At 52.2% G+C, this 15,991-nt stretch carries 15 protein-coding genes; 7 read left to right on the forward strand and 8 right to left on the reverse strand.

Going from position 1 to position 15,991, the window contains the following annotated elements:
- The first annotated feature begins 45 nt into the window (after nucleotides 1–45).
- From CRP01_RS09840 to CRP01_RS09860, 5 genes are all read left to right on the forward strand, one after another.
- Nucleotides 46–429, forward strand: coding sequence for a DUF6122 family protein (locus CRP01_RS09840; RefSeq protein ID WP_233752661.1), 384 nt, complete (start codon nucleotides 46–48; stop codon nucleotides 427–429).
- Nucleotides 430–758: 329 nt separating this feature from the next.
- Entirely contained in the window at nucleotides 759–2,000 is a 1,242-nt protein-coding gene (gene sqr / locus CRP01_RS09845) for a type III sulfide quinone reductase, selenoprotein subtype (RefSeq protein WP_099149856.1), read from the forward strand.
- Nucleotides 2,001–2,010: 10 nt separating this feature from the next.
- Entirely contained in the window at nucleotides 2,011–2,319 is a 309-nt protein-coding gene (locus CRP01_RS09850) for a TusE/DsrC/DsvC family sulfur relay protein (protein ID WP_099149857.1), read from the forward strand.
- Between the two features lie 90 nt (nucleotides 2,320–2,409).
- A complete protein-coding gene (locus CRP01_RS09855) occupies nucleotides 2,410–2,898 on the forward strand; it encodes a DsrE/DsrF/DrsH-like family protein (RefSeq protein WP_099149858.1) in 489 nt (162 codons plus the stop codon).
- A 196-nt stretch (nucleotides 2,899–3,094) separates the two neighbouring features.
- Nucleotides 3,095–4,783, forward strand: a complete 1,689-nt coding sequence (locus CRP01_RS09860) for an alpha-amylase family glycosyl hydrolase (protein ID WP_099149859.1) — start codon at nucleotides 3,095–3,097, stop codon at nucleotides 4,781–4,783.
- Nucleotides 4,784–4,833: 50 nt separating this feature from the next.
- Here the strand turns inward: CRP01_RS09860 and CRP01_RS09865 are convergent, their stop codons facing one another.
- From CRP01_RS09865 to CRP01_RS09900, 8 genes are all read right to left on the reverse strand, one after another.
- Complete coding sequence (locus CRP01_RS09865; RefSeq protein WP_099149860.1) at nucleotides 4,834–6,504, reverse strand: formate--tetrahydrofolate ligase; 1,671 nt, start codon at nucleotides 6,502–6,504, stop codon at nucleotides 4,834–4,836.
- A gap of 103 nt (nucleotides 6,505–6,607) precedes the next feature.
- The gene (locus CRP01_RS09870) at nucleotides 6,608–7,135 is read right to left on the reverse strand and encodes a ribosome maturation factor RimM (protein WP_099149861.1); all 528 of its coding nucleotides are present in this window, start codon (nucleotides 7,133–7,135) and stop codon (nucleotides 6,608–6,610) included.
- A gap of 72 nt (nucleotides 7,136–7,207) precedes the next feature.
- Complete coding sequence (locus tag CRP01_RS09875; protein WP_099149862.1) at nucleotides 7,208–7,975, reverse strand: hypothetical protein; 768 nt, start codon at nucleotides 7,973–7,975, stop codon at nucleotides 7,208–7,210.
- A gap of 111 nt (nucleotides 7,976–8,086) precedes the next feature.
- Nucleotides 8,087–9,538, reverse strand: coding sequence for an outer membrane beta-barrel protein (locus CRP01_RS09880; protein ID WP_099149863.1), 1,452 nt, complete (start codon nucleotides 9,536–9,538; stop codon nucleotides 8,087–8,089).
- Nucleotides 9,528–10,091 (reverse strand): RNA polymerase sigma factor, encoded by a 564-nt coding sequence (locus tag CRP01_RS09885; RefSeq protein WP_099149864.1) that lies wholly within the window; start codon nucleotides 10,089–10,091, stop codon nucleotides 9,528–9,530. The genes CRP01_RS09880 and CRP01_RS09885 overlap by 11 nt, the downstream gene beginning before the upstream one ends.
- A gap of 32 nt (nucleotides 10,092–10,123) precedes the next feature.
- On the reverse strand, nucleotides 10,124–11,128 hold the full coding sequence (locus tag CRP01_RS09890) for a hypothetical protein (RefSeq protein ID WP_099149865.1): 1,005 nt from the start codon (nucleotides 11,126–11,128) through the stop codon (nucleotides 10,124–10,126).
- 50 nt (nucleotides 11,129–11,178) lie between these two features.
- Nucleotides 11,179–12,489, reverse strand: coding sequence for an LVIVD repeat-containing protein (locus tag CRP01_RS09895; RefSeq protein WP_099149866.1), 1,311 nt, complete (start codon nucleotides 12,487–12,489; stop codon nucleotides 11,179–11,181).
- A gap of 83 nt (nucleotides 12,490–12,572) precedes the next feature.
- Nucleotides 12,573–13,865, reverse strand: coding sequence for an LVIVD repeat-containing protein (locus tag CRP01_RS09900; RefSeq protein ID WP_222845686.1), 1,293 nt, complete (start codon nucleotides 13,863–13,865; stop codon nucleotides 12,573–12,575).
- A gap of 218 nt (nucleotides 13,866–14,083) precedes the next feature.
- On the opposite strand from CRP01_RS09900, the gene CRP01_RS09905 reads away from it, so the two are divergent.
- Together CRP01_RS09905 and CRP01_RS09910 are read left to right on the forward strand one after the other, a co-directional pair.
- Nucleotides 14,084–14,416, forward strand: coding sequence for a hypothetical protein (locus CRP01_RS09905; RefSeq protein ID WP_099149867.1), 333 nt, complete (start codon nucleotides 14,084–14,086; stop codon nucleotides 14,414–14,416).
- Nucleotides 14,413–15,984, forward strand: coding sequence for a glycoside hydrolase (locus tag CRP01_RS09910; RefSeq protein ID WP_099149868.1), 1,572 nt, complete (start codon nucleotides 14,413–14,415; stop codon nucleotides 15,982–15,984). The genes CRP01_RS09905 and CRP01_RS09910 overlap by 4 nt, the downstream gene beginning before the upstream one ends.
- Nucleotides 15,985–15,991 lie beyond the last annotated feature (7 nt).

Below are 15,991 nucleotides of genomic sequence, written 5' to 3' on the forward strand. Positions count from 1 at the left end.
TGGATACTCCGGCGCAGCAACCGCTACCCAGGAAAACTGATGACCATGAGCTTTCTTAACCTATCCGCAGCTATCTACAGTATATCGACAGCGGTATTTCTGCTGTCGCTCACTCAGACTGTAGTGCATTACAGTCTCCATTTCCTTTTTCCCGGATTGGTCGCGTGGCTGTTTTTCCGCAGGCAGTGGAAGCGGGCCTGGCTGATCATGTTAACGACCATGCTCGTGGATATGGATCATCTGCTGGCTACCCCGCTATTTGATCCGGAACGCTGCAGCATCGGATTCCATCCGCTCCACTCCTACCCCGCCATCGCTGTTTACACAATCCTGCTCCTAATCCCCCGACTCCGCATCGTTGCGGTCGGGCTGCTGCTGCATATGCTTACCGACTTCCAGGATTGTTGCTGGATGAACTGGCTTAAATAAGGCTGGGGCATTAGTTTATGCTGATGATCAACTGTGAGATCTATATCCTAGGTTATTACTATCGACCTTTTCACCTGATCCAGGCGAATTGCAATTGCCATTGAAATTGCAATTGCTATAAGAATTGCCATTATCCCTCCCATCCTTCAAGCCCAAAAAACTACTTTCTTCCCCCACTTCTCACTGCTTTTCCGGGGTTGATAAAAATCATCATCCCCCCTATCAAAGAACACCACACGTGCTGCTAACTCCCCCTACCTTTGAATTACAATACATGACAAAACGTTCATATAAAGGATCGCCAAAATGATCCGAAAAACACTCGATCAATGAAAAATCTAATTATCCTCGGTGCAGGCACAGCCGGAACAACAATGGCCAATTTGCTGCAAAAGCGGTTAAAAAATACAGAGTGGAATATTAAGATCATCGATAAGAATACTATCCACTACTATCAGCCGGGGTTTCTGTTTCTGCCCTTTGATCTGTACAAACCGAAGCAGGTGAAAAAGCCGATCGAACAGTTCATTCCTTCCGGCGTGGAACTGATCCAGCAGGAGATCGACAAGATCGAAGTGGAAGCCAACGAAGTCCTGCTGACCGACGGCACCAAAGTTCCGTACGATGTACTGATCATCGCCACCGGTACGGACATCGCACCGCAGGAGATCGACGGTATGCTGGGCGAGCACTGGCACCAGGATGTCTTCGATTTTTACACCTATACCGGCGCCAAGAACCTGCGCGACAAGCTGCGCGAATGGAAAGGCGGCGAACTGGTGGTACACATCGCCGAGATGCCGATCAAATGTCCGGTAGCGCCACTGGAATTCGCATTCCTGGCCGACTCTTTCTTCCGCAACAAGGAGATGCGCGACAAAGTGAATATCACCTACGTGACGCCCCTGGGCGGTGCATTCACCAAACCTAAAGCCACGGAAGCGCTGAACTACCTGCTCGAAGAAAAGGGCATCCGCATCGTTCCCGATTTCAATATCGAATCCGTGGACGGCGCTAATAAAAAGATCCTGGACTACGGCGGCAAGGAAGTCAACTACGACCTGCTCGTAACGGTACCCACCAATATGGGCAGCCCGGTGATGGAACGCTCCGGGATCGGAGACGACCTCAACTTCGTGCCGACCAACAAGGCAACCCTGCAAACCCTGGTGAAGGACAACATCTTCGCCATCGGGGATGCGACCAATATTCCGGCTTCCAAAGCGGGCTCTGTAGCCCACTTTGAATCCGAGATCCTGACGGAAAACGTCATGCGCTATATCAAGGATGAACCCCTGAAGGAAGATTTTGACGGGCACGCCAACTGTTTCATCGAAACCGGTAACGGCAAAGCCCTGCTGATCGACTTCAACTATACCCACGAGCCCGTAACGGGTACCTTCCCCTTCCCGGGTGTCGGTCCCTTACGCCTCCTGAAGGAAAGCCACATGAACCACCTGGGCAAACTGGCCTTCCGCTGGATCTACTGGAATATGTTGATCAAAGGTAAACACATTCCGTTCGTCTCAGCGCAAATGAGCGAAGCCGGAAAAGATTTTTCAAACAATTAAACTCACAATAATGGACAAGTTACTGGCAGGCAACAACGTAGCGGTAACCGAAGACGGATACCTCGAAGATTTCAATCAATGGAGTAAAGAAATCGCATCTGAAATAGCCGCTGAATACGGCATTACCCTGGGCGAAGACCACTGGAAAGTGATCCTCTACATCCAGGAACAATACGAAAAAGGAGTTCCGCTGAGCATCCGTAGTATCGGCAAAAGCGGGGTGGTTTCCATCAAGGAATTCTACCAGCTGTTTCCGGACGGACCGCTGAAAAGAGCAAGTAAGATCGCAGGGATTCCTAAACCGGTAAGTTGTATCTAACATCGAAAGTCAGACAGCCATTAGCCGGTCAAACGGCTTTTGGCTGACTGTTCCACCGCAAGCATACAACTACCACTAAAATCAACAATCATGGGAAAAGCAGCAGAAAACGGCCGCGTGAGAAAGATCATGCTGATCCTTTCCAAAGCCACTATCGATAATGTATATGCCTGTTTTATCCTCGCCAACGGCGCCCGTATGGAGGGCATTGAAGCGGAGATCTTCTTCACCTTCTTCGGTCTGGAAGCTATCCAGAAGGAAAAACTGGAACACCTGCACGTAGCCACCGTCGGCAACCCGGCCATGCACATCCCGACAATGGTCGGCGGTCTGCCCGGCATGGAAGCCCTGGCTACCAAAATGATGAAAAAGGAAATGGAAAAACTGGATATTCCTCCGGTAGGAGAATTCCTGGAAATCCTTTCCGCATCCGGCGTAAAACTCTGGGCTTGTAAATTAGCCATGGATATGTTCCACCTCGGTACCGAAGACCTGATCGAAGATCTGGACGGCGTACTGACCGTAGGTGACTTCTACGACAAAGCCGCCGGAGAGAATACACACTTGATGTTTATTTGATCAGTCATGAAGTTTGGTTTTTAAAGTCGGCAGTCAGTCGTTGCAAAACCCTGACTGCTGACTTTCCGTTTCTGGTCCATACCTTCCATTCCGCTTCCCAGTCCTTTCTTTTTCCGTTAAGCTTCCGAACATTTTTTTCCTATCCGCTGCGCCGTAATATTTGCTAACTTTACAGTAGATAACCAGAAACTTAGCTATGAAAAAAACAGTACGCCAGCTCCTGCTATCGGCCATTCTCCTATTGCCCATCTGGAGTTGTATGACCAACCGGGTCCCCGACGGATACGTGCCCTACGAAGAATACGTCAAAAAACCCGTTTCTGATTTTTGGAAAAACGCAACGGTCTATTTCCTGCTCACCGACCGCTTCCAAAACGGCAATACCGACAACGACCTGGTACTGGGCCGCAAACAGGACGGCGCCAAACTGAGAAGTTTTATGGGCGGCGACCTGCAGGGCATCACCCAAAAGATCCGGGAGGGTTACTTTGAAGCCCTCGGGGTAGACGCCATCTGGATGACGCCCATCGTGGAACAGGTCCACGGCTTTACCGACGAAGGAACGGGCAAAACCTACGGTTACCACGGTTACTGGGCCCGGGACTGGACGCGGCTGGATCCGAATTTCGGCACCGAAGCGGATTTTGCCGAGTTGGTAGAGGCGGCCCACGAACGCGGCATCCGCATCCTGATGGACGTAGTGATGAACCATACCGGCCCCGTAACGGAGCAGGATTCGCAATGGCCCGATGCCTGGGTCCGGACGGAACCGACCTGTACCTATACCGGCTACACCACGACGGTAAGTTGCACGCTGGTCGACAATCTGCCGGATATACGTACCGGCAGCGACGAAGCGGTCGAACTACCGGCATTCCTTAAAGAAAAATGGGCGCAGGAAGGCCGGCTGGAAGAAGAAATGCGCTCTTTGGATGAATTTTTCAAACGCACGGGCCTGCCGCGGGCACCCCGCTTTTATCTGGTCAAATGGTTCCGGGACTGGGTCCGGAAATACGGATTGGACGGTTTCCGGATCGATACCGCCAAACACACGGAGGCCTCCATCTGGGAAGAATTGAAAAAGGAATGCCGCGAAGCCTTCTGGGAATGGAAAAAAGCCAATCCGAAACTGGTGATCGACCGGGAAGACTTTTACATGGTCGGTGAAGTCTACGGCTTTGGGGTAGGTGGCGATCGCGCTTACAACTACGGTGACCGGGAAGTGGACTTCTTCGATAACGGATTCGAAAGCCTCATCAATTTTGCGTTTAAATCAGACGCTTCCATGGATTACGAAGCGCTCTTCAGCAAATACAACACGGCCCTGAACGGAGGTCCTTTACAGGATGTGAGTATTCTGAACTACGTCAGTTCCCACGATGACGGCTCCCCTTTTGACGCAACACGCGAGAAAGCTCTCGAAGCCGGCACCAAACTCCTGCTCTGCCCGGGCGGGGTACAGATCTACTACGGTGACGAAACGGCCCGTCCGCTCCGGATCGAAGGCACCGAAGGAGACGCTAATCTGCGTTCTTTTATGAATTGGGAAGACGTACAGGATCCAACTACTCAGGCGGTGCTGGAACACTGGCAGAAACTCGGCCAGTTCCGACAGCAGCACCCGGCAGTCGGTGCGGGCATCCACCGGCAATTGAATGCGGCTCCGTATTTTTTCAGCCGTACACTGGAAGGCACCAAAGGAACGGACAAAGTGGTGGTTGCACTGGAATTACCGCCCGGCCCGAAACAGGTTCCGCTCTTTGAGACCTTTCCGGAAGGTACAGTACTGAAGGATTATTACTCCGGTATTTCGGTAGTAGTGCGTTCGGATAAAGTGACGCTGGATAGCCCCTACGGGATCGCTCTGCTGGGAGAAGAAGAATAAAAAATCCGTCATGAGGAGCCGCTACCCTGCTCCTCATGACTCCCTATTTCCTAGAATAGCCCTGTAATGTTGCCCTCCGCATCAATGTCGATATGTTCGGCAGCCGGTTCGGCGGGCAGGCCGGGCATGCGCATGATGTTGCCGGTGATCGGGATGAGGAAGCCCGCTCCGGCAGCGATCTCGATCTCCCGGACGGTGACCACAAAATCCTTGGGCCGACCGAGCAATTTGGGGTTATCGGAAAGTGATTTCTGGGTTTTGGCAATACAGACCGGCAGTTTATCCAGTCCCAGTCCGGCAATCTTTCGCAGGTCGGCTTTGGCTTTGGCCGTATAGTCAATAGCTTTGGCCCCGTAGATCTTTGCCGCTACCGTGGCGATCTTTTCTTCCACGGGCAGGTCCCAGTCGTACAGGGGACGGAAATCCCCTTCCGAGCGGTCGATGGCCTCAACCACTGCCTCCGCTAGTTGGGTGGTACCGCCGCCACCTTCGGCCCAGCCGTCCGCTACCACCGCTTCTACGCCCAGTTCGGTAGCTCGTTGCTGCACGATGGCCACTTCTTCGTCACTATCCCCGGCAAAGCGGTTGATCGCCACCACGGCCGGAATACCGAATAGGCCGATATTTTCCAGATGTTTTTCCAGATTGGGCAGTCCGGCGCGAACGGCTTCGGGATTATTCTCCTTCAAATCACTCAGCGCCACGCCTCCGTGGTATTTCAGGGCCCGAATGGTGGCCACCAGAACTACGGCCCTTGGCGACAAACCGGCGCTTTGGCACTTGATATCGAAGAATTTTTCTGCTCCCAGATCAAATCCGAAACCGGCTTCCGTCACCACGTAATCCGCCAGAGAAAGCCCCATGCGCGTGGCGATCACCGAATTGGTCCCCTGGGCGATATTGGCAAATGGTCCGCCGTGGATGATCGCCGGGTTGCCCTCTATCGTTTGTACCAGATTGGGCTGGATGGCGTCCTTCAGCAGGGCCGCCATTGCGCCCTGAGCGTTGAGGTCTCGCGCGTAGATCGGCTGCTTATCAAAAGTGAAACCCACAAAGATATTGCCGAGTCTTTCCTTCAGATCTTTCCGATCCTTGGCCAGACAAAGAATCGCCATGATCTCCGAAGCGGCGGTAATATCAAAACCGGTTTCCCGGGGTACACCGGAGGCCGTGCCGCCGAGGCCGATCACGACCTGGCGCAAAGCCCGGTCGTTCATGTCCAGTACGCGCTTCCAGAGCACCGTACGCGGATCGATACCCAGCGAGCGGGTTTTACTTTGCAGGTTGTTGTCGATCAGGGCCGCAAGCAGATTATGCGCTTTTTCAATGGCCGAAAAGTCCCCGGTAAAGTGTAGGTTAATATCCTCCATCGGCAGTACCTGGGACCAGCCCCCGCCGGTAGCGCCGCCCTTAATGCCGAATACCGGCCCCAGGGAAGGTTCGCGCAGCACCACGCAGGTCTGGTGACCGTTGCGATTTAACCCTTCGGATAAACCGATAGAGACGGTCGTTTTCCCCTCCCCGGCGGGTGTTGGAGAAATAGCGGATACCAGGATCAACTTACTCTTTTTCCATCTGGATTCCTCAATGAGATGTAGCGGGAGTTTGGCTTTATACTTGCCGTAGAGTTCCAGTTCATCAGCGGGAACGTTGAGTTTTTGTGCGACCTCCTGAATAGGCCGCAATTGCACCGATCGGGCAATCTCGAGATCTGTATTCATTTTCAGCGATATTGGTTAAGGCGTATTTTTCCGTAGTTATCTTGCATGCCGGCAGCGGCTCCCCAAAGACAAGCAATATTCTTGATACTACCGATGATCTAAATCACAACTCCAGCAGACCTTCCGGTAGGTTCATGATCACTTTTTTTTCCTTATGAGCCACTTTAACGATCAGATCCGGGTGGAGCGGGATCATGATCTCCTGTTCTTTGTAGGTGAGTCCGGCCAGGAATTGCTGGGGTAATTCGATCACCTCTTCGATCTTCCCGATATCGCCCAGCGCTTCGTCACTCAGGGTGTAACCAATCCATTTGGCGAAACCTGAGCTATCTTTAACCGCAGTCTGTTCTTCTTCGGGGACGGATATATCTTCCCGGCGGAGCGAAAGCACCTTGTTGGTCAGTGGACGGGCATCCTCGCGGCTGTCCACTTCCTCTAGCTTAAGATACAGCGGATCGCCGCCCCAACGATCTTCCACAAAAAATGGTGTAGGTTGTCCTCCGGCTTCCAGGAAAACCACTTCCGCATCGACAAAATCGTCGAGAAATGCGTCTTCAATAGTGATCCGCAGGGTTCCATCCACCCCGTGCGTCTTATTAGTCTTGCCGATCGGTACGAGTTCTATTGACATGCTGGCTGCTTGTGCGGTAAAGATAAGAGGAAGTTGGAAAAGTAAAACCTAAACACCTTCACACCGGGGGCTTTAATCCAGCAGGCGCTTTTTCAGGATCAGGCCTTTTTCGGCCTTTTCCACCCAGGGTAAGGTAATGCAATACCCCAGATCGCCGTTGCAGCAAAATTCACACTGGCTGTCCATTACCTGGATCTCCTGGTAGATGAGTCCTTTACCGGCAGCGTATACCTCGTAACCGGAGCGGTACTGAATATTATTTTCCAGATCGGCGAGCCGGACCACGTAGACATCCGGGACGGATTGTCCATTCAGTTGGAATTCAGCCCGTCTTTCCACTACGGTATTATCCCAGCCTTTATAGAAGTCGATACTCTCGCCGGCCAGTTCAATATCTATCCGGTCCGGGAAATAAGCCGTCCCGTCCCATTCCAGTCCGTCTTGTAGGGGGAATCGAAGTTTTATGAACCGCAGATTATTTTCGGTATAGACCGCTTCGCGTTCACCGCGACTACTGCTCACAACGGAATGGATCTGCCAGGGATCAGCGGAATTTTGGCGGTAATATCGCTCAATGCGGAATACCAGCGCACCGGTATTATCCCGGAGCGTATCGACTACGTCCTCCCGGAAAAAACCGAAAGAAGTGTCCGGCACAATGCCCTGAACGGAGGGGTCGAAGATGATGGAATCTACCGCGTAGTGGCGGGACTGGCCCACTTCCAGCGGAAAGTACTCGTAGCCCATCACCAGATCGAGATCTTCCAGAGTGGATTTGTTACAGGAAAAAAAGATACCCAGAGCGGATAGCAGGATCAGCAGAGCCGGCTTAGCTTTCATACGTTAATTGGAATATAGTCCCGGGAAGGACGACATCCGATCATTCTGCTGCCGTTCACCTTCCCTTATTACCGTAAAGATAAGCCCGCAGGTGCAGCTTTGCAAGGTGCTTTAAAATCGAAATCCGGTACTGAGCCACAGGCTGCGGTCCGTTTTCTGGTAGACCGGGTTATCCAGTTGATTGGTCAGACTGTGCTGATACTGCAGCCGGACATTCCATCTGGCGTTCGGGCGGAAAGTCACCCCAAGCGTTCCCGAAGTGAAAAATTTATTCAGCACCAGGGACGTCGGTGCGGCGTAATTGCCGTTGCCATACTGGTAGAGTACATACTGTCGACTTGAATTGCTGACGGTAACGTCCAGTCCGGCGCCCAAAAAGCTGCCGTTGGGATTGTTACTGACACCTTTCCAGGAGGTTTTCTGTAACCAGCTCATCCGGACTCCGGCCGCAACACCCCAGGTTCGGGAAAATTGCCAGTCCAGCAGTATCGGCACATCAAGATATGCGGTGGTCACTTTGACCTTACTGGATTCTACCGCTTCCGAAACGCTGTTGAATCCGGGGTCCTGTGCCACTGGATCACTATTATTCTGGCTGTCCAGGCTGGCCTGCTCGTTAGCGAGATCCTTCTGAGACGAAGGACGGAAACTCACCAGAAAAGGTTCCCGTTGCACGTGAAAACCGATACCGCTCTGCACGGACCATTTACCGGCATCATTTAGTTTCAGTCCGGTGCGCAGTTCCGTCATTAGCCCGATCGCATTTCCGTTGACGCCGGCCAGTACCCCGCCGTTGATCTCAAAGGGTACAAAAAGCGGCTTTTTGGGATTATAGATATTGATCCGACTCAATGGCAGCGGCTCCTGATCGAGGGCGGCGATCTCTTCTCCCGGCAGTTGGTCCAGTACAAATACCTCAACTTCCGGTAGCGGGCGATCCGCATTATTGGCGTCTGCCGGACTTTCGGAAACAGCTTGGTCTTTATTGCTATTGTTTTCTTTGTTGGAAGTTTTATCTACGGTACGTTGGTCGTTCTTCAGCGGGCCGCCGGTCTCCTCGTTCTGATCATCTTCGGTCAGTAGGGTATTTTGGGCGAGGGGAAACGCTGAGCCGGAAATTCTCCGTTCCTCCGTAGTCTCTACTTCGATGATCGCATCTTTTTTCGAAGAGGCAGCTGCCGGCGTCCGGCTACCGGTGGTTTCGGCCGCTACTGTACGGCCGGCTTCGGACTGCTTATCCGGACGTTCGTTCGCCACTTCTTCCTGTCCAACTGTGGAAGATGTCGTGGAAGTTCTCTCCCGATCCGTGGTGGTATCGGCCACCCGTTCCTGTTTTTCCGCCGGACCATTCGCCAGCGAAGCATTTATTTCCGATGAGCCGACAGGCCGCAGGAATATAAAACCCACGGTGCCGATCAACAGGACGGCGGCGGCCAGCCAAAACCACCAAAATACGACCGGCTTTCTGGAGCTGCCGTCTACCGGCATTTCCCGATCCAGCATGTCCCTCATTTTGGACCATGCCTGATCACTCAGCTCATCCATATTCCAATTATCCCGCATGATTCTTTGAGTTGTAGTAGTAGTCTTTGATCAATTCTTTTAGTTTTTGCCGGGCCATAGCCAGGTGCCATTTAGAAGTACCAACGCTGATACCGATCTTTTCCGAAATTTCCGGATGCGTGTAGCCCTCTACGGCGTACAGCCAGAATACCCTTCGGGTTGCTTCGGGAAGATGATCGACCAAACGGGTGATATCATCCCAGTAGAGATTATCCAGAGCTCTGGCGCGTTGGGGGGTATCACGGTCTTCAATATCCAGGAAGTGAATGGTCTTGGAGTTTTTCCGGTAGTAATCCGATAAACTGTGGAACACCAGTTTCCTGATCCATCCCTCCAGTGAGCCCGCGAATGCGAAGGTGTGTAACTTCTTGAAAACCCGGAGGAAACCGATGTTGACGATCTCCATCGCAGTATCCTGATCGTTAGCATATCGCATACACATACGCATCATGCTCGGGAAATACTTGCGGAATAGCATTTCCTGGCAGAAGCGATCGTTTTCCACGCATCCGCGTACTAGTTCTTCATCTGTATACTGCTCCGGTTTTCCCATTTATTGTTTGCTCCTCGAAAGCTATGCTGCTTTTAAAAAATAACGCTTGCCCGTATGCAAAGTCTGCGGTACAAAACATCGCGGGTAATGATCTCCCCGCTGAAGAAGAATTCCCGCTCAGTAATGGCTTTTTGAAATTTGTACCCCAGGTCAAAGGCCAGATTGATGGTCTTATCCGCTCCCAGCCGATAGCCGATGGCCGGATGGAACATGTAGCCACCTTCGAAACGGCGCACATCCTGATTGGCAGATTCGGTCCGAAACGGGAAGCCGTAACCCAGTCCGACATTCCAATAGGGCGTGTTTTTCTTCTTGAACAGATATCCCCTGCCTTCCACAAACAGCGGAACGAACGTATCTCCGCCGTCCGTATTGGCGTAGCCATCCAGGGATACGCCGACGCCGAGCCCGATATGTCGGTTGAACTGATGACCAACGGCAGCCTGCAGGCTCAGTCCCATTTCCGAGCGATATTCTCCCCCGCCGGGCAGCAGGGCAAATACCACTGCACTGTAGAAACCTTTCTCCCGGAAGGCGTAGACTTTGGGTTTTCGTTCCCGCTTCATGACGAGCGTAACCACCGGGTCTTTCGGCTCCTGCACGATGCGCAGGATATCGCTGTCATCGATCCGGATCTCACTGGAACCGATCTGAAAGCGAAGGAAATTCCCACGCTGGTACTCCTGCATCTGCCCGCGCAGGATGCTACCGTCTTTCAGGTAAACGATATCCACCGTTTCAATGGAATCCAGTTTCACCAGTTCATCAATAAACTTACTTTTCGATTTTTCGGACCAGCCGATGCTATCGACGTGGTTCAGTTCGAAACGAACGGCCTGGCCCCGCGGCCCTTTCAGCACCACATTCTCATTCCGCTTGTACCTGATCACGATCCCGTAGTAGATCAGCTCACTTTTGTGATAGACCGTGTCCCGCAACAAATGCGGCGGTATCCGCTTTTGGGCGGACAGGCCGGGTCCCAGACTGAGCAGGAAGAAAAAGACCAGAAATTTGGCGATGTATACCTCTTTGTTCAATATTTTCGATTTTACTGTATTCGATCGGTCCTCACCAGTTAGCAGTGGTACTACTTCACTGGTAAGACACTTAAAAGCTCGGGCTCCCCCGGTTTGCTGAAATCATATTGATAAATACCGTCAATGGCACCGATCACGGCTATATTACTGCCCGGTATATGCTCGATATAAAAAGCCCGGATATCAATAATACTTTCCGCGGAGCGTTCAATGGGTTCGGGCCTTTCCGGTTTTGAGAAGACCTTCAGGCCACTCGTCCAGTCCGCTACCAGGGTCTGCTCATTGACCACTTCGATATCCCAGGGGCTTTCCGCGTTGAGGACCTGCCAGAGTACCGGTTCCTTTTCCGAAAAATCGTGTACATAAACCCCTTTACTCGAAGTGTAGCGGCCACAGGCACCGGTCCGCACTCCAATATAACCATAATTCCCCGTAAAAAACGAGGGCAGACAGGGGTTGTAAGAGCCGAAAAGCTCGATCAGTTGGGGTACTCCGGGGTTCCGCGTATCCATGACAAATAAGCCTCTTTCTCCGTAGACCAGCAAATAATTTTCGAAAGCCCGTACCGACCGTACTTCCCTACAATCATCCAGTGAATAGCTCGCCACCGGGATCAGACCATTATTAAAGTTATAGACCTGGAGCCTTTCGTTCTTTACCAGATAGAAATTGTCACCGTACAAACTGAATTTGTACTGATTGCGCACCCGATCGGAACTGATCGGATTCGGCGTGATATCCAGGAATTCCAAACCGTCGCGGGCCGTAAACCGACCGCCCACTTCCCGCAGACTTTGTTCCACGGCATAGGCCTGTTCGGACTCTATCCAAAAAATATCGTTCTGGTAATTCGGGTCATCCACGTTCACCGTAATTTTCCGCTCCTCCAGTTCGAAATCGATCAGTACTCCACGGGCGGTCAGTCCCTCAAGATCCGAGAAAAAATACGGGGAACGCTGGAGCAGTTCAGGGTTGGCCGGATTGGAAATATCAAAAACCACCAGATCGGCAAAATCCCCCACATACAGGTAATTTTCCCGGATACACAATTCATCGATACCCGGCATCTGGATAAAATTGACCAGCTGCGGATTGACCGGATCTGCATTGTCAACAATATGGATGCCGGCCCTCCGGTCGCTGATGAACAGGTAATTGCCGTAGGTCAACATCCGGTCGGGGCGATCTATTTCGGGATTACTCGCCAGTATTCCGGATGTAGGACGATAATCTTCCATATCCAGGTACACCGGTTTGTACAGGCGGTATTCCTTGGAGACCATTTCCGCACCGTCTTTCTGACAACTCTGGAAGAATAAAGCACTGACTAAAAGGGTAAAAAAGAGCGTGTGTTTAGGCATTGTTCCAGATTTTGGAGTTGTGGAAAAGGGCTGAATCGGGATAGGGTCCACAGCGTGAGTGGCCCCTATCCCGCTTTCCGGGATTAGCGACTACCGGTAGACAGAACGCTTAAGCGTACCGGGTCGGCCGGATCGGAAATATCGAACTGGTACAATCCATCTTCTCCAATAACGATGGCGAGATCTTTACCATTTACGGTGATCACATCAAAGGCCGAAAACCCGGGCACGTGGGCCAGTTGCCGGCTGGAGATCAACCGCCAGTCCGACACATCGTAGACTTTGAATCCGAACCGCCCGTCGCAGAGGTACAGGTTTTCGTCCCGGATGGAAAGTCCGTGGGGATTGGACATCTGGTGACTGGCCAGCAATTTCGGGTTGCTCAGATCGGTAATGTCCACCACGTCCAGCTGGTTATCGAAGCCTTCGCATTCGGTACCGTCGCGCAGGGTCACATAAGCCGTATTGCCCTGCACGTACACCGGATCGCAGGCACGGGCGTGGGTAAACAGAGACAGTTGGGTGGGATTCAAGGGGTCAGAATTGTCGTAGATATACATGCCGTGGTCCGCACCGATAAAGAGATTGTCCTGGTAGGGAAAGATGGTTTCGATACCCCAGCCGATATTCACGGTGGAAGCCAGCTCGGCTGCAACCGGATCCTCCAGGTCGAATATCCTCAGATCGTATTCAGAAATGGAATACAGGTATTTGTCGATGATGCTGAAGCGGGCCAGTGAGCCGGCCTGTCCAATGCTGTTCCCCCCCTGGTCGAAGCTGACATTCGGAGACAGCGCTTCGGCATTGTTGGAAAAAGCAGCGTCGAACACTAACCTGCCGTCGTTCATCCAAAAGAAATCATTGCCGAAGTTGAGATCACTGCAGCTGAGTTCAACCGTTTCTTCGGATTCTTCGTAATAGACCAGATAGCCCAGGTCCTGGTAAAACTGATAGGAATCGAATACATTTTCCGTACGGCCGGCAAATTTCACATCCAGCGGATCGGAAATGTCCATTACCACCAGATCCACGAAGTTATCCGCATACAGCAGGTTGTTCCGGATACCCATATTGAAATTCCCGGGGATCTTTAAAAAGGCGATTGGTGTCGGATTCTCGGGATCGGTATTGTCCACGATGTGGATACCTTCTTTTTGCTCGTTGATAAAAATGTAGTTGTTGTAAACGTACAGGGCTCCGGTATTTTCCAGGGTGCGGGGAGCTTCGGGAGCGATCGCCTGGCGATACTCATCCATCTTCGCGTAGACCGGAGTGTATACCTTGTACTCGCGGGTGGCCAAACATTGGTCTTCCAGACAACTGCTGAAACCGGTGGCGGCCCCAATAACCAGAAAGAGTAGTAAAATTCTTGACATAGAGCTTGGAATTTTCATTTTACCTGAATAAAGTTTTCTAGGAATTCCTTTTGCCTATGTAGACCGCAAGCTCGGGAAAAAGGGTTGGGTAGAACTGATGTTTTTCCTTCATCCGGTAGCTGACCGGGATCATTGGAATATTTGCAGCGCAGCCGCAACTTGCCGGCAGAAAGCGCTCCGGGCAGAACCGGAGTATTGTACCACCAAAACGTACAGCCATGATCGCCCGGCAAAAACTTTTCTGGGTCAAATTCGCCCATACCCTCATCTGGATATTTTTCAACCTGGTTTTGGTCTACCTGTTCTACGCGGTCCTCACCGATCGTATCGGATGGCTGTTCTGGACGGGCATTGCCTGCATCCTGCTGGAAAGTATAGTACTAGTGCTCAACCACTGGAGCTGTCCGCTGACCAATGTAGCACGGCGATATTCCGACTCGCCCAGGGACAATTTTGACATCTTTCTACCGGAATGGCTGGCACGACATAATAAACTCATCTACTCGCTTATCTTTGGAGCTCTGATCATCCTTTACTTGTATACACTATGACCTTAAGGCACCCTTTTCCCTACTCCCTGCTTTTGTTTTCCTTCCTGATCCTGCTCCAATGTACGACCCGGCAACCGGAGGTACAGGGGGCTCCGGATGGCGTTTTGGTCCTCAGCCCACAGCCCGAAAAGATGCATCAGACCATCCATAACTTTGGCGCCTCCGATGCCTGGAGTTGCCAGTTTGTAGGCAAAAACTGGCCCCTGGCCAAACGGGAGGCAATTGCCGACCTGCTGTTCTCCACGGCACTAAAACCGGATGGCTCTCCCGCCGGCATCGGTCTGACGGCCTGGCGCTTCAATATCGGCGGCGGCAGTGCCGCTCAGGGAGAGGCAAGTGATATACGGGATGAATGGCGGCGCGCTGATGGTTTCCTGCAGCCAGACGGAACGATGGACCTGACCGCCCAACCGGGCCAGCGCTGGTTCCTGCGGGCCGCGCGGGAACGGGGTGTAAAGACCTTTACCGGTTTCGTGAACAGTCCGCCGGTCAGCCTCACCAAAAATGGGAAGGCCTATTCCACCGGCGGCAATTCCGCCAATCTGAGCCCGGAAAATTATCCGGCCTACGTACAATTTCTTACCGATGTGATCGCCGGATTGCATTCCACGGAAAATATACAACTGGATTACATCAGTCCGTTCAACGAACCTCAGTGGGATTGGAACGAACCCAATCAGGAAGGCAGCCCCTGGAAGAACGAAGAGATCGCCACGGTAAGCCGGATGCTGAATCAGCAATTGGTGGCAAAAGCATTGAATACCCGGATCGAAATTCCGGAAACCGCCCAGATCGATTACCTCTACCGAACGCATAACCGACCGGATCGCGGCGATCAGATCGAAGTTTTTTTCCGGGAGGGTTCGGAAAATTATCTAGGTGATCTGCAACAACTCGCCCCGAAGGTAGCCGGACACAGTTATTTCTCTACCTGGGACCTGAATAAACTGATCGACCAAAGGCAGACTTTGGCTGCAAAGCTTCGCGAATTTCCGGAGCTGGAATACTGGATGAGTGAATATACCCTGCTGGAGAACAATCCCGAAGTCAAGGGTGGCGGTCGGGATCTGGGGATCGAACCGGCGCTTTACATGGCCCGCGTCATTCACGCCGATCTGACGGTTGCCGGAGCGGCTGCCTGGCAATGGTGGCTGGCCGTGAGCCCGTATAACTATAAGGACGGACTGGTCTACATCGATCATGATAAAAACGACGGTGCGGTCTACCCCTCCAAAATGCTCTGGGCCCTGGGCAACTACGCCCGCTTTATCCGGCCCGGCATGGTGCGGATCGGGCTGGATCGCAGCGATCAGCTCTCCGTGGATGCCACGCTCGACCGGGCAATGGTCTCTGCCTATCTGGATCCGGAAACGGGAAAAACGGTGGTGGTAGCCATCAATTATAGCCAGGAGGAGATACCGGTACAGCTGGCAACGCGGCATAGATCGGCAAAATACAAATGCTACCGTACTTCAGCGGTGAAAGACCTGCAGTTGCTCGGTGAGTTCAAAAGCGGGGATACCCAACGGCTGCCGCCGCGTAGTATTACGACATTGGTAGAGTTATAAAAAGTGG

It is taken from the genome of Flavilitoribacter nigricans DSM 23189 = NBRC 102662 (assembly GCF_002646595.1).
Lineage (GTDB): Bacteria > Bacteroidota > Bacteroidia > Chitinophagales > Saprospiraceae > Flavilitoribacter > Flavilitoribacter nigricans.

Excerpts from the sequence above, each read along its gene's own strand:
- CRP01_RS09870 (WP_099149861.1), bottom strand. The coding sequence starts at position 7,135 with ATGTCAATAGAACTCGTACCGATCGGCAAGACTAATAAGACGCACGGG.
- CRP01_RS09865 (WP_099149860.1), bottom strand. The coding sequence starts at position 6,504 with ATGAATACAGATCTCGAGATTGCCCGATCGGTGCAATTGCGGCCTATT.
- CRP01_RS09875 (WP_099149862.1), bottom strand. The coding sequence starts at position 7,975 with ATGAAAGCTAAGCCGGCTCTGCTGATCCTGCTATCCGCTCTGGGTATC.
- CRP01_RS09910 (WP_099149868.1), top strand. The coding sequence starts at position 14,413 with ATGACCTTAAGGCACCCTTTTCCCTACTCCCTGCTTTTGTTTTCCTTC.
- CRP01_RS09840 (WP_233752661.1), top strand. The coding sequence starts at position 46 with ATGAGCTTTCTTAACCTATCCGCAGCTATCTACAGTATATCGACAGCG.
- CRP01_RS09850 (WP_099149857.1), top strand. The coding sequence starts at position 2,011 with ATGGACAAGTTACTGGCAGGCAACAACGTAGCGGTAACCGAAGACGGA.
- CRP01_RS09880 (WP_099149863.1), bottom strand. The coding sequence starts at position 9,538 with ATGCGGGATAATTGGAATATGGATGAGCTGAGTGATCAGGCATGGTCC.
- CRP01_RS09885 (WP_099149864.1), bottom strand. The coding sequence starts at position 10,091 with ATGGGAAAACCGGAGCAGTATACAGATGAAGAACTAGTACGCGGATGC.
- CRP01_RS09905 (WP_099149867.1), top strand. The coding sequence starts at position 14,084 with ATGATCGCCCGGCAAAAACTTTTCTGGGTCAAATTCGCCCATACCCTC.
- CRP01_RS09900 (WP_222845686.1), bottom strand. The coding sequence starts at position 13,865 with ATGTCAAGAATTTTACTACTCTTTCTGGTTATTGGGGCCGCCACCGGT.
- CRP01_RS09860 (WP_099149859.1), top strand. The coding sequence starts at position 3,095 with ATGAAAAAAACAGTACGCCAGCTCCTGCTATCGGCCATTCTCCTATTG.
- CRP01_RS09895 (WP_099149866.1), bottom strand. The coding sequence starts at position 12,489 with ATGCCTAAACACACGCTCTTTTTTACCCTTTTAGTCAGTGCTTTATTC.
- CRP01_RS09855 (WP_099149858.1), top strand. The coding sequence starts at position 2,410 with ATGGGAAAAGCAGCAGAAAACGGCCGCGTGAGAAAGATCATGCTGATC.
- sqr (WP_099149856.1), top strand. The coding sequence starts at position 759 with ATGAAAAATCTAATTATCCTCGGTGCAGGCACAGCCGGAACAACAATG.